23 protein-coding genes are annotated in these 22,228 nt (G+C 37.0%); 8 read left to right on the top strand and 15 right to left on the bottom strand.

The window, feature by feature from the left end; genetic code table 11:
- Positions 1 to 67 precede the first annotated feature (67 nt).
- Both era and ACTJJF_RS06560 read left to right on the top strand, forming a co-directional pair.
- Positions 68 to 943 (top strand): GTPase Era, encoded by an 876-nt coding sequence (gene era / locus ACTJJF_RS06565; RefSeq protein WP_065397597.1) that lies wholly within the window; start codon positions 68 to 70, stop codon positions 941 to 943.
- A 66-nt stretch (positions 944 to 1,009) separates the two neighbouring features.
- On the top strand, positions 1,010 to 1,438 hold the full coding sequence (locus tag ACTJJF_RS06560; protein WP_312301558.1) for a DoxX family protein: 429 nt from the start codon (positions 1,010 to 1,012) through the stop codon (positions 1,436 to 1,438).
- Positions 1,439 to 1,492: 54 nt separating this feature from the next.
- Here ACTJJF_RS06560 and ACTJJF_RS06555 read toward each other — a convergent pair whose 3' ends face one another.
- Positions 1,493 to 1,642, bottom strand: a complete 150-nt coding sequence (locus ACTJJF_RS06555) for a bacteriocin-like protein (RefSeq protein WP_440699104.1) — start codon at positions 1,640 to 1,642, stop codon at positions 1,493 to 1,495.
- 121 nt (positions 1,643 to 1,763) lie between these two features.
- On the opposite strand from ACTJJF_RS06555, the gene ACTJJF_RS06550 reads away from it, so the two are divergent.
- Positions 1,764 to 4,166: a S9 family peptidase gene (locus tag ACTJJF_RS06550; protein ID WP_440699103.1), complete on the top strand. Its 2,403-nt coding sequence runs from the start codon at positions 1,764 to 1,766 to the stop codon at positions 4,164 to 4,166.
- Between the two features lie 124 nt (positions 4,167 to 4,290).
- Here ACTJJF_RS06550 and ACTJJF_RS06545 read toward each other — a convergent pair whose 3' ends face one another.
- Positions 4,291 to 4,986 (bottom strand): HAD family hydrolase, encoded by a 696-nt coding sequence (locus tag ACTJJF_RS06545; protein ID WP_440699102.1) that lies wholly within the window; start codon positions 4,984 to 4,986, stop codon positions 4,291 to 4,293.
- 76 nt (positions 4,987 to 5,062) lie between these two features.
- Between ACTJJF_RS06545 and ACTJJF_RS06540 the strand changes: the two genes are divergently transcribed.
- Both ACTJJF_RS06540 and ACTJJF_RS06535 read left to right on the top strand, forming a co-directional pair.
- Entirely contained in the window at positions 5,063 to 5,626 is a 564-nt protein-coding gene (locus ACTJJF_RS06540) for a Crp/Fnr family transcriptional regulator (protein ID WP_440699101.1), read from the top strand.
- Between the two features lie 188 nt (positions 5,627 to 5,814).
- Positions 5,815 to 6,318 carry an N-acetyltransferase family protein gene (locus ACTJJF_RS06535; protein ID WP_440699100.1) on the top strand — a complete coding sequence of 168 codons (504 nt, stop codon included), beginning with the start codon at positions 5,815 to 5,817 and terminating at the stop codon, positions 6,316 to 6,318.
- Between the two features lie 48 nt (positions 6,319 to 6,366).
- On the opposite strand, the gene ACTJJF_RS06530 is transcribed toward ACTJJF_RS06535, so the two are convergent.
- The 10 genes from ACTJJF_RS06530 to ACTJJF_RS06485 all read right to left on the bottom strand — a co-directional run bounded on the left by ACTJJF_RS06530 (position 6,367) and on the right by ACTJJF_RS06485 (position 16,606).
- On the bottom strand, positions 6,367 to 7,728 hold the full coding sequence (locus ACTJJF_RS06530; protein ID WP_440699099.1) for an MATE family efflux transporter: 1,362 nt from the start codon (positions 7,726 to 7,728) through the stop codon (positions 6,367 to 6,369).
- Between the two features lie 102 nt (positions 7,729 to 7,830).
- On the bottom strand, positions 7,831 to 9,015 hold the full coding sequence (locus tag ACTJJF_RS06525) for a sigma-54-dependent transcriptional regulator (protein WP_065397605.1): 1,185 nt from the start codon (positions 9,013 to 9,015) through the stop codon (positions 7,831 to 7,833).
- 56 nt (positions 9,016 to 9,071) lie between these two features.
- Entirely contained in the window at positions 9,072 to 9,731 is a 660-nt protein-coding gene (locus ACTJJF_RS06520; protein ID WP_440699098.1) for a YggS family pyridoxal phosphate-dependent enzyme, read from the bottom strand.
- 72 nt (positions 9,732 to 9,803) lie between these two features.
- Positions 9,804 to 10,664 (bottom strand): polysaccharide deacetylase family protein, encoded by an 861-nt coding sequence (locus ACTJJF_RS06515; protein ID WP_440699097.1) that lies wholly within the window; start codon positions 10,662 to 10,664, stop codon positions 9,804 to 9,806.
- A gap of 342 nt (positions 10,665 to 11,006) precedes the next feature.
- The gene (locus ACTJJF_RS06510; RefSeq protein WP_440699096.1) at positions 11,007 to 11,735 is read right to left on the bottom strand and encodes a DUF72 domain-containing protein; all 729 of its coding nucleotides are present in this window, start codon (positions 11,733 to 11,735) and stop codon (positions 11,007 to 11,009) included.
- A 4-nt stretch (positions 11,736 to 11,739) separates the two neighbouring features.
- Positions 11,740 to 14,637: a heavy metal translocating P-type ATPase gene (locus ACTJJF_RS06505; RefSeq protein ID WP_440699095.1), complete on the bottom strand. Its 2,898-nt coding sequence runs from the start codon at positions 14,635 to 14,637 to the stop codon at positions 11,740 to 11,742.
- A gap of 237 nt (positions 14,638 to 14,874) precedes the next feature.
- Positions 14,875 to 15,435, bottom strand: coding sequence for a helix-turn-helix domain-containing protein (locus ACTJJF_RS06500; RefSeq protein WP_440699094.1), 561 nt, complete (start codon positions 15,433 to 15,435; stop codon positions 14,875 to 14,877).
- A complete protein-coding gene (locus ACTJJF_RS06495; protein WP_312301606.1) occupies positions 15,432 to 15,827 on the bottom strand; it encodes an acyl-CoA thioesterase in 396 nt (131 codons plus the stop codon). Before ACTJJF_RS06495 ends, ACTJJF_RS06500 begins: the two co-directional genes overlap by 4 nt.
- A 98-nt stretch (positions 15,828 to 15,925) precedes the next feature.
- Positions 15,926 to 16,339 carry a DUF6157 family protein gene (locus ACTJJF_RS06490; RefSeq protein ID WP_312301609.1) on the bottom strand — a complete coding sequence of 138 codons (414 nt, stop codon included), beginning with the start codon at positions 16,337 to 16,339 and terminating at the stop codon, positions 15,926 to 15,928.
- Positions 16,340 to 16,402: 63 nt separating this feature from the next.
- Entirely contained in the window at positions 16,403 to 16,606 is a 204-nt protein-coding gene (locus tag ACTJJF_RS06485; protein WP_312301612.1) for a helix-turn-helix domain-containing protein, read from the bottom strand.
- Positions 16,607 to 16,944: 338 nt separating this feature from the next.
- On the opposite strand from ACTJJF_RS06485, the gene ACTJJF_RS06480 reads away from it, so the two are divergent.
- Complete coding sequence (locus tag ACTJJF_RS06480; RefSeq protein WP_034696719.1) at positions 16,945 to 17,295, top strand: RNA recognition motif domain-containing protein; 351 nt, start codon at positions 16,945 to 16,947, stop codon at positions 17,293 to 17,295.
- A gap of 155 nt (positions 17,296 to 17,450) precedes the next feature.
- On the opposite strand, the gene ACTJJF_RS06475 is transcribed toward ACTJJF_RS06480, so the two are convergent.
- Genes ACTJJF_RS06475 through ACTJJF_RS06465 form a run of 3 tightly spaced genes read right to left on the bottom strand, consistent with a single transcriptional unit; the run spans position 17,451 to position 20,359 of the window.
- On the bottom strand, positions 17,451 to 19,232 hold the full coding sequence (locus ACTJJF_RS06475; protein ID WP_440699093.1) for a DUF4153 domain-containing protein: 1,782 nt from the start codon (positions 19,230 to 19,232) through the stop codon (positions 17,451 to 17,453).
- A 21-nt stretch (positions 19,233 to 19,253) separates the two neighbouring features.
- Positions 19,254 to 19,748: a BlaI/MecI/CopY family transcriptional regulator gene (locus ACTJJF_RS06470; RefSeq protein ID WP_312301626.1), complete on the bottom strand. Its 495-nt coding sequence runs from the start codon at positions 19,746 to 19,748 to the stop codon at positions 19,254 to 19,256.
- 8 nt (positions 19,749 to 19,756) lie between these two features.
- Positions 19,757 to 20,359 (bottom strand): phosphatase PAP2 family protein, encoded by a 603-nt coding sequence (locus ACTJJF_RS06465; RefSeq protein ID WP_440699092.1) that lies wholly within the window; start codon positions 20,357 to 20,359, stop codon positions 19,757 to 19,759.
- A gap of 316 nt (positions 20,360 to 20,675) precedes the next feature.
- Here ACTJJF_RS06465 and ACTJJF_RS06460 point away from each other — a divergent pair, with 316 nt between their 5' ends.
- A complete protein-coding gene (locus ACTJJF_RS06460; RefSeq protein WP_440699091.1) occupies positions 20,676 to 20,804 on the top strand; it encodes a hypothetical protein in 129 nt (42 codons plus the stop codon).
- Positions 20,805 to 21,121: 317 nt separating this feature from the next.
- Entirely contained in the window at positions 21,122 to 22,123 is a 1,002-nt protein-coding gene (gene pdhA, locus ACTJJF_RS06455; protein WP_185246723.1) for a pyruvate dehydrogenase (acetyl-transferring) E1 component subunit alpha, read from the top strand.
- Positions 22,124 to 22,228 lie beyond the last annotated feature (105 nt).

Genomic DNA, 22,228 nt, shown 5'->3' with positions numbered 1-22,228 from the left:
AAAAATTGAGATTACCCGTAAAGACCGATTTTGTTTTACTAACTTTGCAGTTCGTAATATTATTTTTATGCACAAAGCTGGATTTGTAAATATAGTTGGAAAGCCCAATGCCGGAAAATCGACCTTACTGAACCAATTAATGGGGGAGAAGCTGGCGATTGTAACGCAAAAGGCCCAGACAACCCGTCACAGAATTTTTGGTATTTATAATGAAGATGACCTTCAGATTGTATTTTCCGATACTCCGGGAGTGTTGGATCCTAAATATGGTCTGCAGGAAAAGATGATGGATTTTGTAAAAGATTCTCTACAGGATGCAGATGTATTCCTGTTCATCGTAGATGTTACCGATAAAGCTGAACCTTCAGAATTTCTGATAGACAAACTTAATAAAATCCCTGTACCCGTACTTCTGTTATTGAATAAAGTAGATCAGACCGATCAGGCCGGTCTTGAAAAGCTGGTAGAAGACTGGCACAACAGAATTCCGAAAGCGGAAATTCTTCCTATTTCTGCCCTGAATGCTTTCAATACAGAGATTATCTTACCTAAAATAAAATCTTTACTTCCTGAGAATCCACCTTACTATGATAAGGATCAGTTTACAGATAAGCCTGAAAGATTCTTTGTGAATGAGGCGATTCGTGAAAAAATTCTTCTGAATTATGATAAAGAGATCCCATATTCTGTAGAAGTGGTTACAGAACAGTTTAAAGAAAAAGAAGGGATCATTTTTATAGACTCTATCATCTATGTGGAAAGAGATACCCAGAAAGGAATTATCATTGGTCACAAAGGAGAAGCAATCAAAAAAGTAGGAACTGAAGCAAGACTGGATCTGGAAAAGTTCTTCTCTAAAAAAATTCACCTGAACTTATTTGTAAAAGTGAAAAAAGACTGGAGAAAGAATGACAGGGATCTTAAAAATTTCGGTTACCGCTAAACTAAAATCGTTGTAATCCCGTTGTATTAAAAGATTTTTATTAACTTAGAGTAAATTTTTTAATAAATGAACTATAACAACTCAAATTCTGGCTCAATAGCTAAAGATATTATTGTATTCGTCGTGAGGGTGTTTGTAGGTTTTGCAATGCTTTCGCACGGGTTTCCAAAACTTCAGATGCTATTGGCAGGCGGTAAAATTGAATTTTTCGATTTTTTGGGATTGGGACCTCAGATATCTCTTATCCTTACCGTATTTGCCGAATTTGTTTGTTCAATCCTGCTGATATTGGGCCTTTTTACAAGGATTTCCTTAGGATTTCTGATCTTTACGATGGTAATGGCAGCTTTTGTTGTGCATGGAGCAGACCCTTTTGAGAAAAGAGAGATGGCCTTTATTTATCTGTCTGTCTATCTGCTGCTGATGGTGATTGGTGCCGGAAAGGTTTCTGTGGACCACATGATTGAAAGAAGAAAAAGAGCTTCAGACTGGTAAAAATATAACTAGATATAAAATGAAACGGCACTTTAAAGGTGCCGTTTTCTGTTTCTAATAATTGCAGTGAGGTAAGCATTCCCAGATCAGGTTTCCCTTTTCGTCTCTTACTCTGCATGCCATGAATCCTGATTCACATAATGGTGCACTTCCTCCGTTGATCTTTTTCAGATGTCCTTTTGCTAATTTTCTTAAATTTTTCATATTGATTTTAATTTGTAGGATAAAAGTAGTAAAAAAATAATATATGACACTAAAAGGTGTCTTATTTTTTTAATTTTATCAATCCTCCAAAATTCACTACATTCGTAGAAAATGAATTTATATGAAGATAAAACTGACTATTTGCCTTCTGGCATTTCTCAATTTTTATGATGCACAGGAAAATATTAATTACCAGAAACCATCTGCTGAAATCCTGAAACTGGCAGATTATCAGAGACCGCCAAGTGTCCTGATGAACAGCAAAAAAGATTGGGTGGTTTTTACATACCGTCCGACCTATAAAACCCTTCAGGACCTGAACCAGCAGGAAATGAAACTCGGAGGACTGAGAATCAATCCGGTAACCAATATCGCAAGTACAGTTACTTATTTTAATGATCTGAAAATCAGAAAAATAAATGATAAAAACGAAACGCAGGTAAAGAATCTTCCGGCAAATGCAAGGATTACATATACTTCATTTTCACCTGATGAGAAAAAACTTGCCTTCACCAATACTACAGATAAAGGGGTAGAGCTTTGGATCATTGACATGGAGTCGGCTACTGCCAAGAAAATTACTTCTGATAATCTGAATGCCAATTTAGGGATGCCTTATATGTGGTATAATGATTCCCAAAGCCTGTTAATTAAAACTCTTCCTCAGAACAGACCTGCTCTGATTGATTCAAGTAAAGATTTACCAACGGGACCTATCGTTTCAACAGCTGATGGGAAAGTATCACAAAACAGGACTTACCAGGATCTTCTGAAGAACCCTCAGGATGAGAAAAACTTTGAAGTTCTTACAGCGTCTGAGCTTTACAGTGCAGATCTGAACGGAAACCTTAAAAAAGTAAAAGAGCAGGATATGTATGCCGGATTAAGTTTTTCTCCTGACGGAAACTATTTAATGGCATCTGTGATCAAAAAACCGTTCTCTTATATTGTACCGCTAAGCAGATTTCCTGTTACCTCTACCGTGTATGATATGAAGGGCAATACAGTAAAGGTTGTGAATGAAGTTCCTCTGAATGAAATTATGCCTAAAGGTTTCTCATCCGTAAGAACAGGAAAGAGAAATATGGCCTGGAGAAGCGATGCTCCGGCAACATTGGTTTTTGCTGAAGCCCTTGATGGTGGTGATCAGTCGAAAGCAGCTGAATACAGAGACGAGATTTTCACATGGGAAGTTCCGTTTACTGCAGCACCGAAATCTTTTTTCAAAACAAAACAAAGATATGATGGTGTAACATGGACGAATGATCACTACGCTATTGTTTCAGAAGACTGGTATGATACAAGAAATACAAAATCTTTCCTGGTTGACCTGAATAACGGAGAGTCAAAAGTGATTGATGACAGAAATTCTCAGGATGTGTATAGTGATCCGGGAAATTTTAATACCGTGAAAAACCAGTACGGAAGATATGTTGTAGATATGAAAGGCGGAAAAGCCTATCTGATAGGGGAAGGCTTCACAAAAGACGGACAACATCCGTTTATTGATGAAATGGACGTTAAATCTCTTAAAAAGAAAAGACTCTATACCTCAAATCTGAAAAACGGTAAAGAAGCCATTATTGATATCCTGAACCCTTCAAAAGGAGAGATTCTTACCACTCAGCAGTCGTCAAGCCAGTATCCGAATTATTTTAAAAAGAATATTAAGTCCAATAAAGCAGAAGCTGTCACCAACTTTACAAATCCTTTTGAAAGCATTAAGGATGTTTACAAAGAAGTGATCACTTATAAACGAAATGACGGCGTTACCCTTACAGGAACCCTTTATCTTCCTGCCAACTATGACAGAAAAGCGAAAAAAGAGAAACTTCCGTTACTGATCTGGGCATATCCTACCGAATATAAAGACAAAAATACGGCAGGACAGAATACCCAGAACCCGAATGATTTCACTTTCCCGTCTTACGGATCTTTTATTTACTGGACAACGAAAGGATATGCCGTTCTTGATGATGCTGCATTCCCGATCATCGGTGAAGGAAAAACAGAGCCGAACGATACTTTCATCCCTCAGCTTGTGGCCAATGCTGAAGCTGCTATTGATGCTGTAGACAAGTTAGGATACATCGATAGAAAGAAAGTGGCTGTAGGAGGACATTCTTACGGTGCTTTTATGACGGCCAACCTTCTGACTCATTCCAAGCTTTTTGCCTGTGGTATTGCAAGGAGTGGAGCTTATAACAGGACACTTACGCCGTTCGGGTTCCAGAGTGAGCAGAGAAACTACTGGGATGTTCCGGAGATCTACAATACAATGTCTCCGTTCATGCATGCGGATCAAATGAAAACACCGCTTCTCCTGATACACGGTGATGCGGATAATAACCCGGGAACTTTCACACTGCAGACGGAAAGATACTTCCAGGCTTTGAAAAATCTGGGTGCTCCGGTAAAAATGGTTCTTCTTCCTAAAGAAGCTCATGGTTACCAGGCGAAAGAAAATATCTTACACCTTTTATGGGAGCAGGATCAGTTCCTTGAAAAGTGTCTGAAGAAATAAATGACAAAAGAGACTGTTTTACTGTAAACAGTCTCTTTTTTTACTTAAAATATAATTGGGAAGTAAAATTTCTTACAGCGAAGCTTACCTTAATAATCTTACCTGCTTAATAAATCTTAACGGTTTAAATGGTAAGATGCTTCAGAATCTCATCAATACTTTTCAGCTCCATAAAATTCGGATGTTCTAAGTTGACATCATGCTGCTCATGGCTCCACGTCACATGATAAGGAATGTGTGCTGCGTATCCTCCTGTTTCAAGTACCGGCAAAATATCCGACTTTATTGAATTTCCAAGCATCAGAAAGTTTTCAGGCTGACAGTCGAGATGCTTTAATAACTTTTTATAGTCATTTTCTTTTTTATCACTCATGATTTCAATGTGATGGAAATATTCCTGCAATCCGGAATTTTTCAGTTTACGTTCCTGATCCAGCAAATCTCCTTTTGTAGCAACTACCAGTCTGTATTTTCCTTTCAGGCTTTCCAGAGTCTCTGTTACTCCTTCCAGAAGTTCAATCGGTTTTAGTAGCAGTTCCTGACCGAGCTGAATCGCTTTGTTGACCAGTTCCAAAGACGCTGTATTATTGGAAACCCTGCCGATGGTTTCAACCATACATAGCATAAACCCCTTTACTCCGTAGCCATAAAGGTGAAGATTCTGCATTTCTGTTTTAAATAGCTCCTGTGATACTGAGTGCTGTGGAAGATAATCCTCAAGAAGTATACAAAATTCCTTTTCTGCTTCCCGAAAATAGGGTTCGTTGATCCAAAGGGTGTCATCTGCATCAAAGGCGATAGTGGTAATATGATTATTCATTTTTGTTTTGTAATTTTCTATCCGCAAAATTCAGTATAAAAACTCAATAAGAAAAGGACATTTGTCCCGGGAGAATATGTTAAGGACGAACCAGACATTTTTAAATTATCTTGATGAACTGCACAAAAAGCAGAACAGGAGTGATGATATTATAGTAAAATCTTTTTCTGCGGGGGATAAAATACTGGTACAGGATCATCAGCTTTCTCATGTCATGATGATTAAAGAAGGGATTGTCAAATGCTTTCTCGCCGAAGAAAACGGAAAAGAATATATCGTTGAGTTTCTGGGAAGCGGTGAAATCATCGGGGAAGTGGAATTAATTAAAAATATAAATTGTCTGTGCAGTATTGAAGCTCTCAATGAAGTGACAGTCTATGCAGTAAAGATTCAGGTTTTTAAAGCTTTGATTAAAAATGATCTTGCACTGAACCACCTTCTTTTAGAGTCTTTTGCAGAGCGAATTATCAATACTTCCAGCAGAGCATCCTATCAACAGTTATATACGATAGAACATACTTTAAAACAATTGTTACAAATGCAGGCTAAGCAGAATATCCATATTTCAAAAGAAGATATGGCGGCTTATTTAGGAATTACAGTAAGAAGTTTAAATAGAATTTTGAAAGATTTGAAATAATTTTCCTTGCTCCTTAAAAATATTCAAAGTTTAAATTTATTACGTCTTTGCGTATTCTAAAAAAATGACTGTATTTTTAGGGGTGCATTTGCTTCAATTATTAAAAATAAAATAAATTAACTGTGTTTTTACAGGGGTGTTTTTAAAATTTATTATTTTTGCATAAAAATAAGTTGAGCATTATTTCAATGGAAAAATTAAAATTCAGGAATGCTGAATTGGCAGATTTAAATAAAATTGTGGCCATATATAATTCAACAATTGCTTCAAGGATGGTGACTGCAGATATGGAAGAAGTCTCTGTAGAAAGCAAACTTAAATGGTTCGAAGAACATAACCCTCAGACAAGACCACTTTGGGTGGTTGAAGATGACCAGAAGGAAACCGTTGGTTGGGTAAGTTTCAGTTCATTCCATGAAAGGGCAGCGTATAACGGTACGGTAGAAGTAAGTATTTATCTGGACGAAAGCTGCAGAGGGAAAGGGTATGGTAAAAAAATTCTTCAGTATTGCATCGATAATGCCGGAAAATTTGGTGTAAAAAATCTGGTTGCTCTTATCTTTCTTCATAACGAACCGAGTTTGAAATTGTTCAGATACTTTGGGTTTGAAGATTGGGGAAGCCTTCCAAATGTAGCGGTTTTGGATGGTGTGGAAAGAAGCCTGAAGATTTTAGGAAAGAGAATTGATTAGATTTGAGGATAAAAAAAGCTGTCTCAAATTGAAACAGCTATTTTCTTTTTATGCATTCTGCTTAATTCTTTTCGCAGACATATTCAAAAATCGTTTAACAAGGAATATTGCCGATACTGTCAGTCCTAATCCCAGAGCGATCCACATTCCGAATGCTCCCATTTCCAATGTTACACAGAAGAAATACCCTAAAGGAATGGTGATGATCCAATAGGCAATAAAGGTATAGATAGACGGTATTTTCACATCCTGTAAACCCCTCAGCATTCCTAAAGCTGTCACCTGAATTCCATCCGAAAGCTGGAATAAAGCTGCAATGATCATCAATTTTGCAGCCAGGGTAATAACCTCCACTTCTTCTTTTTTGGTGAAGAAAGTAGGCAATATATTCCGGCCTAAGATAAATACTAATCCACAGATACACATGAAAATAAAGGCAATTTTCAGATTGTTGATCCCGACTTTTCTTAGTTCAACAAAATTCTGCTCACCCAGCTTTCTGCCAATCATCACTGTAGAAGCTACGCTGAATCCTACACACAGGTTAAAGGTAAAAGAAGCCATGCTCAAAGCAATCTGGTGAGAAGCAATATCATGAGCTGAGATCAATCCGCAGATAAATGCAGCACCGGCAAAAGCGGTTACTTCAAAGAACATCTGTAAAGCGGTAGGCAATCCTAGTTTAATCATTTTATCAAACATTTTCTTAGAGAAGTCCTGTATTTTCAATGAAAAATCTTTGATATAACGTCTCGTTCTTTTCTCTTTCAACAATACGAAGTAAAGGAAAACCACCATGAAAATTCTGGAGATCAGAGTGGCCAGGGCAGATCCTTTTACGCCCATTGGAGGTATTCCCCAAAGCCCTTTGATGAACACATAGTTTAAAGCAATATTGATGATATTGGCAATAATCGTTGCTTTGGTCACTCCAATCGTATAAGATAACCCTTCGGAGACTTCACGGAGCGTCTGAAATGCCATAAACGGGATCATACTGATCACCATGATGCTTAAAAAGCTTACCGTGTCAGGAATGATCTTGGCCGGCTGTCCGGAGTGATAGAGCAGAGGCATCGCTAAAAGCAGTACTGCCATCAGGATAATTCCTACAGACATGTTGATCACAAAACCATGGCTGAAAACAGAATTGATGGTTGCATGATCTTCTCTGGAATGTGCTTCTGAAACCAATGGCGGAATAGCAAACGAAAATCCGAGTGCCAGCACAAATATGGAGAAAAAAACAGCATTTCCCAATGAAACGGATGCCAGTGCATCGGCACCCAGAAGTTTTCCGACAATAATATTATCGAATAAATTTACTGAAACCTGCCCCACCTGGGTAAGCATCACAGGCAGAGCCAAAGTCAGGCATTCTTTTGTATAGTTTTTGTTTAAAAAGTTCATAATATTTTAAGATTCATATAGTTTATAATTTGAAACAGAGCAAAAAAAAATTTGCAGTGATCAACTGCAAATTTTTATAATTTATGGTGAATAATCGCTAAATTATTTCCTTACAAAACTTGCAACGTCACTTTCGGAAACAGTGTTCCCACCAAGAATGATTAATCTTTCTACGACATTCCTTAATTCTCTGATATTTCCAGTCCAGGAAAGAGCTTTTAAAGCATCAACAGCTTTATCATCAAACTTTTTCACTGCAGTACCATGTTCATCAGCAATCATACCGGAGAAATGCTCAACCAACAACTTGATATCTTCTTTTCTTTCATCCAATGGCGGAACATAAATTTCAATCACGGAAAGTCTGTGATAAAGGTCTTCTCTGAATTTACCTTCTTCAATTTCTTTCTGCATATTCTTATTGGTTGCCGCAATTACCCTTACGTCAACTTTTATTTCTTTATCACTTCCTACAGGAGAAACTTTACTCTCCTGAAGGGCTCTCAATACCTTAGCCTGAGCGATAAGGCTCATATCACCAATCTCATCAAGGAAAATAGTACCTCCGTTGGCCTGCTCAAATTTTCCCTGCTTATCTTTGATCGCACCGGTAAAAGATCCTTTTACGTGTCCGAAAAGTTCAGATTCAATAAGTTCAGATGGGATAGCGGCACAGTTTACCTCTACCATTGGTCCTCTTGCACGGTCACTCTGATTGTGGATGGCATGAGCTACCAGTTCTTTTCCGGCACCGTTAGGTCCTGTGATCAGAACTCTGGCATCAGAAGCAGCTACCTTTTCGATCATATCCTGGATCTTTTGAAGAGCAGGAGAAGTACCGATCATCTGGTATTTTTTATTTACTTTTTTCTTTAAAGTTTTATTTTCTGTCTGAAGATTTTTGTTCTCTTTCTTCAGAGATTCCTTTGCTAAAGCATTTTTCACACTGGTGATCAGTCTGTTGATGTCAATTGGCTTGGAAATGAAATCATATGCACCCTCTTTCAGACAAGAAACGGCAGAATCGATGTCTGCGTGTCCCGAGATCATGATAAAAGTAGTTTCAGGTTTTAGGGCAAGACTTTGTTTTAAAAGCTCAGTTCCCGAAAGTTTAGGCATCTTAATATCAGAAATCACCAGTGCGAAATCTTCTTTTTCTACCTGTTTGTAACCTTCAAGGCCGTCTTCGGCGATAACAAATTCATAATCTGTAAGTTCATCCGAAAGAATACTGTGAAGTACTCCCGAGATTGCTTTTTCGTCTTCTACTATAAGGATTTTTTGCATAGTTGCAAATTTAAATTTTTTGTTTCAATTATTAGCAAAAACTGTACCTAAAAATTCTATATTGAATAGTCTCTTCTTCCAAAAATTGCAGATCCTACCCTTACCGAGTTAGCCCCGCATTCAATAGCCACCGGAAAATCATCACTCATTCCCATTGATAAGGTATTCAGTGTTTTTAGTTGATTTAATTCATCGAAAAGTCCTTTTAGAATTAAAAATTCTTTTCTGACCTGTTGCTTGTCATCCGTAAACGTTGCCATTCCCATAAGGCCTGTAATTTCCGTATTTGGATATTTTCCGGCAAGGTACTGGTGGAACAGATTTTTGGCCTCTGATATTTCAAGCCCGAATTTTGTATCTTCAGCAGCAATTTTTACCTGAAGAAGAACTTTAATCATTCTGTTGTTCTTACCTGACTCTTTGTTGATTTCAGTCAGTAGCTTTTCAGAATCCACACTTTGGATCGTATCTATGAACGGAGCAATATACTTTACTTTATTGGTCTGTAAATGACCGATCAGGTGCCATTGAATATCTTCAGGAAGTAAGGGCGCTTTTTCCATCAGTTCCTGAACTTTATTTTCGCCAAATACTTTCTGTCCCAGATCATATGCTTCCTGTACAGCAGAAGCCGGATGTGTTTTTGAAACAGCAACCAGCTGAACTTCTGCAGGAAGTTGATTTTTTATAGCCTGATAATTTTCTTTAATACTCATAAATGCAAATTTCCGAAATTTAGCTGACAGTAGCTAATCATGAAACGTTTTACAGGATACTTTTTGCAAAAATCAATTCAGCACTTCATTGATTTTTGGATATTGAGAAATCTTTCTGAAAACAAACTTGTTGCTCTTCTGAAGTTTTTCAATAAACAGATCCAGTTCGTTGATGGAATCTGCATCTCTCAGATACTGATCATGGGTAAGGAACACAAGGTGTCTTGAAGTTTTTTCCAGGTCGTTAAGGAAAATGCTGTCTACTTTTTTAAGCATGGCTTCATGAGTTCCTTTCAGTGTCATTTTCTGGGAAGGTCTCCATTCCAGATCCCAGCCGATGACTTTATATCCCGCTTTCTTAAGGCCGTCAGCCGCTGCAGTAGTGCTTTTAATATCAGTAACGTTAATATTATTGAGTCTCCAGATATTTCTGCCCGGAGTTCTTGCTATTTTATCATACAGCTTCAGGCTGTCTTTAGCAATGTCAAAATCATGAACAACAGCATCGGCATTCTTATAAAAATCCGTGTATTTGTTATGAGCATGTGTAAAACTGTGATTGGCCAGTTCTATCAAGGGATTTTTCTTAAGGAGCTCAAGGTCATTTTTCTGCCTGGTGCTTCCATAGGCATGTTTGCCCACCAGAAAGGCGGTTGCGCAGACATTTCTTTTATCAAGTATTTTAAGAAGATTTTCCGTTCCCTGATTGGGGCCGTCGTCAAAGGTAAGGTAGATCACTCTTTTGTCAGAATCTACACTTTCATCATCCGTTTTGGGGACGGGGTTTGCGGTGGGATGTTCCTGTGAATGGATGGAATCATTCACATCATTCTTGAAATTACAGCTGTTCAATAAAACTGAAGTTGCACTCATCAATGCAAACATCCCGAGAAGAGTCTTATTTTTTGACCTTCCCGCAAAAATTTTTCTCATAAATGTGATGGAAAATTTAAATTGTTAAAAATCGTTAAAAATAACGATTGAATGTTAACAAAATATATGCCACTCGAAGCTGTTTTTTATCTTTTTAAGGTTATTTTAAGAACTTTATTTTAAGGCAAATTTTTGGTAATAGGATGATTGGGAAGTTACGGTTTCGGTTTTGTTAAATATTAACATTTATAAATGCTAAAGCGATAGTTTTTCTCTATTTTTATTAGCATAACAATATTCTTCCTTTCTTTGGGAATTATTAGTTTTTAAATCCGGATCTGCTGGTCAAAGTAATTTTTGACAGTGCCGGAATTTTATGAGTGAGTAGTCTGTCAGAAGTATCTAATCTAAAATCTCTTTTAGATACAAAGCATTTTTAACGGCAGAAGTTCCCCAGGTGTTATTAAAAAAAATATAAGCTGTATGTTGAGAGTCATTGATTTTTTCTGCAAGATGATTAAGGAAGTCAGTGCTGTATTCAGACTTATAAAGAATAGGTTTCCCGTGGAGCCTGTAATAAAGTACTTCAGGATGATTGATGATAACTTCTTCCGGAAGATTACCCGGAAAGCTTACTCCTGAAAAAACAACGCCGATATCTTTTAAAAGATCAAATATTTCCTGCTCCCACCAGGATTCATGGCGGAATTCTATAACATTCAGGTAGTTGAGATCAAGGTTTTTGATGATGAGTTCCTGATGCTGGGAAGTGTTTTTAAAAGAAGGAGGAAGCTGGTATAAAAAACCCGAAAGTTTATCTTTAAGGTGAGTCCGAATATGTTCACAGAATGCTGTAATTTCTTCCTTAGATTCTGCAAACCGGTTTTGGTGGGTAATTAATTTGGGAATTTTAATAAAAAACCTGAACTGATCAGGAGTTTCATCATACCACTTTGAAAGGGTTTTGGCAGTAGGTTTCCTGTAAAAGGTGGAATTGATCTCTACAGCATTAAAAACGTTGGCATACAAAGAAAGAAAATCTTTACTCGGAGCATTTTCAGGATATAAAGACCCTTTCCAGTCGTTATTATAAAATCCCGAGCACCCTATGTAAAGATTTTCTTTTTTCATATTTTTATTTTATATCCAGATCCACTGAGTTTAACCGTAGTGAATTCAGAATCACAGATAAGGAACTGAAGCTCATGGCAGCAGCGGCAATCATCGGTGATAACAGAATCCCAAAGAATGGATACAATAATCCTGCCGCTACAGGAACTCCCAGTACATTATATATAAATGCGAAGAATAAGTTTTCTTTGATGTTTTTAAGAAGCTTCTCGCTTAAGAGCTTTGCTTTTGCAACGCCAAGAATATCACCTTTCAGTAAAGTAATTTCTGCACTTTCAATAGCAACATCGGTTCCTGTTCCCATGGCAATTCCTACATCAGACTGGGCAAGGGCAGGAGAGTCATTAATTCCGTCTCCGGTCATGGCTACGATTTTACCCTGTTGTTGTAATCTTTTGACTTCATTCAGTTTGTCTTCAGGAAGGCAGTTTGCTTTAAAATGTCTGATTCCCAATTCTTCAGCCACAGCTTTGGCAGTGTGCTCATTGTCACCGGTCATCATAATGACGTCAATACCTTCGTTCATCAGCTGTTTTACCGCTTTTTTAGAGCTTTCTTTGATCTTATCCGTAAAACTGATAAATCCTAATACCTCCTGATCTTCTGCGATATAGGAAATCGTATGCGCTTTAGACTGTACTTCTACAGCTTTTTGTTTTAAGCTATCAGGAATCCTTATCTGATGTGAAGTAAGAAGGTTTTCATTACCCAGGTAAGCTGTCTTACCATTGATTTTTCCTTTAACTCCTTTTCCTGAAATATTTTCGAACTGATCTACTTTTTCTGCAGCTATATTTTCATCCTTAGCCTTTTTGATCACAGCATTGGAAAGTGGATGTTCCGAATTTTGATTTAATGAAAAAGCCAGCTTTAAAATCTGATTTCTTTCTCCGTTATTGGTTGTTTCAATATACTCTACAGATGGTTTTCCTTCTGTAAGTGTACCGGTTTTATCAGTAATCAGTACATTCACCTTATTCATCTGTTCCAGGGCTTCAGCGTTCTTGATCAGAATACCATTTTTGGCACCTTTCCCGATTCCTACCATCAGAGACATGGGGGTTGCCAGTCCAAGAGCACACGGACATGCTACGATCAGCACTGCAACAGCATTTACGAAGGCAAATAAACTTCTTTTTCCTTCGGGCCCGAAGAACTGCCATAAAACAAAGGTAAGTACTGCGATTAGGATCACCACCGGGACGAAAACTTTTGAAACTTTATCCGTCAGTTTCTGAATAGGAGCTTTGCTTCGGCTGGCTTCATTCACCATTTTAATGATCTGGGAAAGTAAGGTTTCGTCGCCTACCTTTTCAGCTTTCATAATGAATACCTGATTGCCGTTGAGGGTTCCCGAAGACACTTTGTCGTCAATCGTTTTTTCAACCGGAACAGGTTCTCCTGTAATCATACTTTCGTCTACTATCGAATTTCCTTCTACAATTTTTCCGTCAACCGGAATTTTTTCACCCGGTTTTACTTTTAAGAAATCTCCGATTTTCACTTGCGAAAGAAGAACTCTTTTTTCTTCTCCGTTTACCATAAGGTTGGCTTCATCAGGTGAAAGATTCATGAGTTCCTTGATGGCATTTCCTGTTTTTTTATGTGCTGCAGCTTCCATAAGCTGACCTAAAATGACCAATGTTAAAATAACACAGACTGCCTCAAAATACAATGGGATTTCGTGATTGTGCCCACGGATTTCGTGAGGGATGATATCCGGAAAAACCAAAGCAACAATACTGAATATAAATGCAGCTGCAACTCCCAGGGCAATAAGACTGAACATATTAAGATTCCATGTTTTAAAAGAAGTCCAGCCTCTTTTCAACAGGAACCAGCCGGAATAAAACATCACCGGAAGGGTAAATGCCAACTCAATAAACCCCTGGATCTGATGTGAGAACGGGAAGTTGATAAACATTCCCCCCATGGAAAGAATGAAAACAGGGATGGTAAAGGCTAGTGAGATTATGAATTTCCTTTTCAGGATGTTGTAAGTTTCATCTTCTTCTTCCTCACCGGAATCCGGCATTCTTACCAGATCCATTCCGCAGATCGGGCAGTCTCCCGGTTCATCACGGATGATTTCGGGGTGCATGGGGCAGGTGTATTTTGCGGTTTTCTTTTCGGGGTATTTTACCAGATCCATTCCGCAAACCGGACATCCTACATTTGAATCATAAGTTTTGTCACCTTCACAATACATCGGGCAATAGTATCGGCCGGCCATTTCATCAGTAACTTTTGGCGTTTCATGATGGTGATTGTGGTGGTGATGGTTGTGGCTATGATTATGAGAATGAGAATGAGAATGAGAATGAGAATGAGAATGAGAATGAGAATGAGATTTTGCATTTTTTACAAGATCATCTGTGATTTCTTCCAGATGCATATGACATACGGGGCAGTCTCCTTTTTCATCATAAACTTTATCACCTTCACAAAACATCGGACAGTAATATTTTCCAATACTGTCTTTAAAATTCCCGGGAAGATTGGCGGATGAATAAGTAGGCTTATGGTTAGGGTCTTTAGCTGTTTTTTCCTCAATAGGAACCAGATACATTTTGCATACGGGACATCTTTCTCCCTGTTTAAAGTATACCTTTTCCCCTTCACATTCCATTGGGCAATAATACACTGAAGACGGGGATACCCGGTCCTGAGGTTTTATAAAGGTGTTTTCCGGCTGATCCGGATCTTCCAGTCTGTATTTTCCTATTTCAGCTAAAGCATTATTTAAGGCGGATAGCTCAATTTTATGCTCAGAAGTGATGGTTGCTATATGATTTTCCAGATTAACGTCGGCTGTTACCCCCTCAACACTGTTCAGCTGATTGGATATTTTTTTCTGGCAGCCGGAACAGGTCATTCCAAGTATTTTATACTGTTGTTCCATGATTCTAAATTTATAGTACAAATTTCCAAAATGAAATTGTAAGGTTGTTATAAATTTAAGGATAATAGTTATAGAATTTAGAATGGGAAGTAAATGTGAAGGGGGTAGGATTGAAAGGAGGGATGGAGAGATTTTGAGATTGAAAAGTGAAAGGTTTTTCTGGAAAATAGAGCGTACGCAGTAGGAAGGCTTTTGAATAATCTTTCATTACTCTCAAGCTCTCCCATGCTCAAACTTCTAGAGGTTATCCAATGACTTTCGGTTGTGCTCTTTCAGTTTCTTAAACTCCGTAGGGGTAAATCCGGTGGTGTTACGGAACTGGGAAGAAAGATGCTGAACGCTTTTATAGCCAAGCTTTCCCGCAATTTCAGTAAGGTTGAATTCATTGTACAGAAGCAGCTCTTTTACCTTTTCGATCTTTTGAAGGATGAAAAACTGTTCCAGGGTAATATTCTCATTTTGTGAGAATGTTTTGGAAAGTGAACTATAGTCTTTATGAAGCTTTGAACTTAAAAACTCAGAAAGAAGGAAGTTTTCATCAATATCAAGCTCGCTTATTTTTACAATAATCAGGTTTTTGATCTTTTCTGCAAGCTGATGTGCAGAATCCATGATTCTCTCAAAGCCTGTGTCAAGCAGTTTTTTCTCAAGGTCCTGCATTTTTTCAGCTGAAACTTCCGTTTCCGTTTCTACTTCACCGAGAATAATGGAGGTTGTTTTGATGTCTGAAGTATTAAAGATGTTTTCTACAGCAGCGATACACCTGTTGCAGACCATGTTTTTGATAAAAATTTTCATTGTCCGCTGTTTAGCCTGTCTTTTACAAATTCGATCTGTGTTTTACCATGAGGAGCCGGGTTTCCGTCACTGTCAAGATTTACCATTACGATTTTTTCAACAGTGATGATAGTCTGATGGGTCATTTTATTCCGGACATCACATCTTAAGGTAATAGAAGAAGAACCGAAATGAGTGGCTTCAATACCTATCTCTATAATATCACCCTGTTTGGCAGAGCTTACAAAATTGATTTCAGAAATGAATTTGGTGACCACTTTTGTGTTTTCAAGCTGAATAATAGCATATAAGGCTGCTTCTTCATCAATCCATTGCAGGAGTCTTCCTCCGAAAAGAGAGTGGTTAGGATTTAAATCTTCCGGTTTTACCCATTTTCTCGTATGATAGTTCATGTTTTTAAATAATTTATACCACAAATTTACTGTTAAATGCTGATGTGATCAATAGAAAAAGTATTTATTGATCTGAAAAGAATCATTCATTTTCTCAATCATTTTCTTTTGGAACGCATTGCTTTTGTCTTTTTGACTGATGCATCCTGTAAGAATCTCCGATAGTCTTCACTTTCCACAGCGTAAAGGGCAATTTTTCCTTCTTCATTATGGTGAATTCCGAACCCGTATCTTTTAGTTAAAGGCGAAGATCTCATGCAGGCCTGACCTTTAGAAAAAAAAAGATTTCTTGCTTCTTCCTTTTCATTTTCTGAAAGATCATTTTTGATGGCAAAGCACTCAAAGATAATATCGTCTGATGTATATCGATAAGGGCTTTTTATAAGTTTTTCATATTGAAGATTCGCCAGGGTTTTTTCCTTCTTTTCAGGAGGGATCTGGGCATGGGAAGCCGGGCAGTCTTCAGCTACTTCAATAAAAGTATTGGTGTAATTGGTGGTATGCTGTTTCATATCAGTTGAAGATTGGTGATGAAAATCTGAAATACAAAGATCCTGATTTTTTTCGACACGATATTATTCTTTATATTCTAAAATTTCGCCCGGCTGGCAGTCCAGAGCTTTGCAAATGGCTTCCAGAGTACTGAATCGGATTGCTTTTGCTTTTCCTGTCTTTAATATAGAAAGGTTAGAGAGGGTAAGGTTTACTTTTTCGGAGAGTTCATTGAGGGACATTTTTCTTTTCGCCATGACGACGTCAAGGTTTACAATAATCGACATACTTATATTGTTGGTTTGTTTTTAGTTGAACCTATGAATTTGATCCGGTTTACAATGGTAGAGCAGAAAGAATTTTTTATGTTTTTCATCTTATCTGTATTTTAATTAAATACAAATATCAATAAAAATTTATTGAAAAACGATTATTTTTTATTCTTTTTCAATCGATTTAGGTTTTTGGATTCAACATAATGTGAGAAATACTTAAAAAAAGCTTTGATTTGAAATTTTTAATTGTATCTTGCATACGTTTATATTTGGAATCAATATTTGTTCATTAATTTATGTTGTTTTTCTTTTATATACCAAATTTTTATTAATTTTTTAATTTATTCAAAATGAACATTTTTGTTTCAAACATCAATTACGCAACTAAAGAGTATGAGTTGCACGATCTATTCGCAGAATTTGGAGATGTATCATCAGCTAAAATCGTTACAGACAGAGAAACTGGTCGTTCCAGAGGTTTCGGTTTCGTAGAGATGGGTGATGAAGAAGGAAAGCAGGCTATTGAAGCTCTTAACCAAAAAGAATTCAACGGAAAAACTCTAAACGTATCTGAAGCTAAGCCAAGAGAAGAAAAACCTAGAAGAAGCTTCGATAACAACAGAGGTGGAGGTTATGGTAACAACAATAATAGAGGCGGAGGCTATGGTAACAACCGTGGCGGAGGCGGAAATCGTTGGTAAAAATATGAAGCGGCTTTTTAGCCGCTTTTTTTATGACATATATTTCAGTTGAACTCCTGTAGTGATTATACTTTAATCGGAATTACAGATTATAAACTGAATAAAAAAAATAAACTGCTTCGGAGCCGGAGCAGTTTACTTTTTTACTGTACTTATTACTTTAGTTTTATCAGTAAATAAGCATTTTCATAGTAAATGCTGATGTGATTATCATAAGGGAATTTCTCCCGCACAATTTCATTAAGAATAAATTTGATATGGTATTTTCCCAGATCAGATTCCATAGAAATATCCGGGACTTTTACGATACCGGTTTTATTTTTGTTTTGCTCAAGCAGTTTCATCACCTGCGGACCAAAATCTATTTCCTCATCATTTAATTTTAATTTCAATGATGACTGTTTTTCTAAAAGGTTTGTTACTTCGAAGGTGTCGCCATTAAGTTTCTGAGGGTCTCTTTTATTAGGAGTAAAGTTGAGAAGATATTGATAGCTGCCGATTTCTATAGCTGGCTTTTCAGAGGTAATAACGAGCCGCATGGTTTCATGCCATATATCTTTTGACGTTTTTTGAACATTTGTAAATTTGTTCTGAATGGTATTTCTTATGCTGTAAAAATTACCGTTTTCCATGGTGTCAGCCAGCTCAGTTTGGTCTTTTTTATTCAGAAAGGCGTATAAAAACTCATTCTGTTTTCTTTCAGCCAGAAATTCAAATTTATCTGCAATCTCATTACGCACCGTATCGGTAATTTTCTTCTGAAAATCTAATTTACCGTTATGTATCAGCTGATGTTGATTCAACACCTTTAAAAGTTCATTTTTCTGACTTCTTTTTGCTACACTGAAAGCATTGAAATAAGGGAAGATTAATGCAAAAGTTCCAAATAAAAATAAGCTGACCGGGATAAATTTAATGGTAGCTCTTTTGCCCGATATAAAATAAACAACGGTACTTAAAAGCCATAAAGCGAGCAGAAGAACAAAATATCTTGGTTCTGTATACCCATATTCTAAAATTCTTGTGAAAATAGCCGTAAAAAGCAAAATAATCAAAGGAATAATGGTATAATAGAATGCTTTGGAAAATATTCTGACCCAGGATTTTGCATTTTCCGCCCTCAGGGGATAAACAAGAAGCAATGCCAAAATACCCACAATGCTATAGGCTAAGACCAGATAAGAAACCCAACCTCTCGGAAGCTCCCAGTTGATCAGGATTTTAAATGAATAAAAATAAAGTATGGCTGCATAAATAAGCAGTAAAGGAATCAGTATAAACTGAGTGAAGAATTTCAGAACAACGGGATAAGCGCTCTCTTTTTCAAGGTTGCTTATTCCTTTTTCATTAAATAGAAGAAAAATAAAACAGCTTCCGGAAATGGCAAGAACAAAAAAAGTATCTGTATAAACTTTGTCGTTGAAATTGAAATCAAAAAGTTTGTCAACTGCCAGGATGGCCAGTTCAACACCTCCAGTCAGTATACCTGTAAATACGGCTGTAAGGAAGATGTTAACAAAAAGATTCTTATTATACTGCCAGAATCCAGATTCTTTATTCTTTTCTAAAAACGGGATGAAAGACACCAGAAGGTGGGTGAGAAGCGCAGTTACTGCAATAATGTAAAAATGGACGTCAGTAAAGTTTCTCTGTTTATCCGGCAGAATGAAATAGAACCCGATAAGGAAAGCGATTCCTGAAATTTGTAACAGCAGCTCTTTTCCTATTCTCTGTGAAAGCATTTTCATAGCAAACATCAGGGAAATTCCCATGCCTGCACAGATTGTGAATTTTGTATAGGCTGTGGATTGTTCTGCATTACTTTCAACAATGCAGATGGCACCTGCAGAAGCCAATAAAGCCATTGTTAAAACCAAAGGATAGCAGAAGACTGTTTCATAAGCCCGGCTTAGGGTTTCGTAAAATTTTGATTTCATGATTTGGTGTTGGGGTAATTCCTATGAATCTTTTTTCTTTTTTTTCTTTTTCTCCTTGTCTTTTTCCTTTTCCTTTCCTTTTGTTTTTTTCTCTTTTTTAGGACTCAGTACCTCATTGGCATATTCGAACGCAGGTTCTTCTGCTTTTGTTGGTTTCATCTCGATCTTAAGATCAAAATATCCGGTAAGGTCGTTTTGGGATATTAATTTCTCAACGAATAAAAAGTCCAGAATCTCTTTACCAGAATCATTAAAGAAATTGTGGGAAAGTTCTTTCAGCAGAAATTTTTTATATTCTTCCAAAGGAACAAGTACGGTGTATTTGAATATTCTCCCTTCTTTTACAGTAGACAGATATCCCTTTTCAACCAGTATTTTCAAATAGGTAGATACCGTATTCTGGTGGGGCTTGGGTTCGGGATGCTGCTCCATAACGTCCTTCAGATAGAAAGATTCCATTTTCCAAAACAGCTTCATAAAGTTTTCCTCTGCGGAAGTAAGATGATTAATTTTCATATAGAGTTCTAATGTTGAAATTGAATATTGCAATAAAGATAAAGAAAAGATACCATAAAAGCTATTCCGGCTCCCATAAATACTTCTTTTACGGTGTGTCTTTTTAAGATAACCCGGGTGATTCCGACCAGAATAGCAATGCCCAGCCATATAAGACCCATTTTCCAGTCCAATGTGAAAAATAATGCGGCTACAAATATATTGAAAGCCGTATGCATTGAACTTTTAATAAAAAAGTTACTGATCTGAAGAGTGAAAAGCAGTATTAAAATAAACAGCATAACAAGATCAATATACCCGTTTCTGACATAATTAAAAATAAGATAGGTCACTACACAGGCCGCAATGAATATGTACAGTGTTTTGCGCTGAACCCTGTTAGAGACATCCATATTGGTATATCTTCCTGTTTTTACATTCCAGATCAGCCATATGACTACAGGGACAATGATCATTAATAATACAGGAACGAAATAGAGGAGTGATTCCTTAAGGGAGTATTCTCTGACACTCATATAGATGAAAAATATAATCAATGAAGTCAGGGGATTAAAAAAATCAGAAATGACTTTTGATATTCTGAGCAGCAGTGGAGACGGTGTTTCTTCCATATTCAGGTTTAAGCATCAAATATAATACTATAAGACCAGAAAACAAGTGAAATGAAGCTGTAAAAAAGTGAAGTAGGGACGTAAACCATTGTGGATGTTAGTGATTTTCAGATCATAAAATAATTTTAATGTGCTTATTTTTAAAACAGACAGGTATTTCTGGACCGGTTCAGGGATCATGCACTCAGGATCATGGAAAAATACGGCTTTCATATTATTGGCATCTGGGAATCGGAATTCAATGAAAAAACAGAATTTGTCTATCTCCTTGAGTGGAAAGATGAAGGCACAATGAAAACAACTGCGGGATAAATTTATGGCAGATAAGGAGTGGAAAGAAATTAAAGCTGAAACGACAAAATTGCATGGCGGTTTTGTTAACAATATCGAAGACAGAAAGTTGAAATTGACGGAATTTTCACAACAAAACAAGCTGTTGAAATAACCAAAAGGTATGTTAACAATAATTAAAGATGAATAGAGACGGAAAGGAAAATGTAATGTTTTATGATGGCCTTATTTCATTGATTGTTTTCGGAAAGCTACATATACAGGATGATTTTTCAGATACAGCAATAAGAAAATAACTGTAAAAATGCTGTTGCATGAGCCTTTCTGAGGGTCGAAAATTAAGAATAATCCGTTCCGCCTGCAAATAGATTTTAGAGAAAAAATGAAAAGTTACTTATGCATACAATAAAAACAAAGTTTTTTTCATAATTTTGCTCAACTATTTCATCATAAAAAAGCAAGAGCTAACACATGAAAGAATTTTCTAAAGAGGTATACCTGAAGTGGTATGAAGATATGACAATGTGGAGAAGGTTTGAAGACAAATGCCGTTCTCTTTACCTAAAACAAAAGATCAGAGGATTTTTACATTTGTATAACGGTCAGGAAGCAATCCCTGCCGGATTTACACATGCAATGGATCTTACAAAAGACAGTATGATCACTGCTTACAGATGCCACATCCATCCAATGGCGATGGGAGTAGATCCTAAGAGAATCATGGCTGAACTTTGTGGTAAAGCTACAGGTACATCCGGAGGTATGGGTGGATCTATGCACATTTTCAGCAAAGAGCACCGTTTCTACGGAGGTCATGGTATTGTTGGAGGACAAATTCCTTTAGGAGCAGGTATTGCTTTTGCAGATAAATATTTCGACAGAAAAGCAGTAAACATCTGTTTCTTTGGAGATGGTGCTGCGAGACAGGGTTCACTACATGAAACATTCAACATGGCAATGAACTGGAAGCTTCCTGTAGTATTTGTGGTAGAAAACAACCAATATGCAATGGGAACTTCTGTAAAAAGAACAGCCAACCACGAAGATATCTATAAATTAGGATTAGGATATGAAATGCCTTGCCTTGCTGTAGATGCAATGGATCCTGTAAAAGTAGCTGAAGCAGCTTACGAGGCTATTGAAAGAGCAAGAAGAGGAGACGGGCCTACATTCATTGAAGCAAGAACTTACCGTTACAGAGGTCACTCAATGTCTGATGCTGAACCATACAGATCTAAAGAAGAAGTGGCAATTCATAAGAATGATGACCCAATCGAATTGGTAAAACACAGAATTCTTGAAAACGGATGGGCTACAGAAGCAGAATTGGAAACTATCGACAACAAGTCAAGAGACTTCGTTGAAGAATGCATCGAATTCATGGAGAACTCTCCATATCCGGACGCTGAGAAAATCTATGAGTATGTATATGCTCAGGAAGATTATCCGTTCTTAGACAAATTAGAAAACTAAAAGATAATGAGTTAATTTGACAGTTTGAGAATTTGAAAATGTGATAGAGTATGTCCTTTTTTAATTTTCAAATTTTCAGATTGCTAAATTTTCAAATTAAAATAA

Source organism: Chryseobacterium sp. 22458 (assembly GCF_052044975.1).
In the GTDB taxonomy this organism is placed as follows: domain Bacteria; phylum Bacteroidota; class Bacteroidia; order Flavobacteriales; family Weeksellaceae; genus Chryseobacterium.
This window is presented reverse-complemented; position numbering and strand designations above follow the sequence as displayed.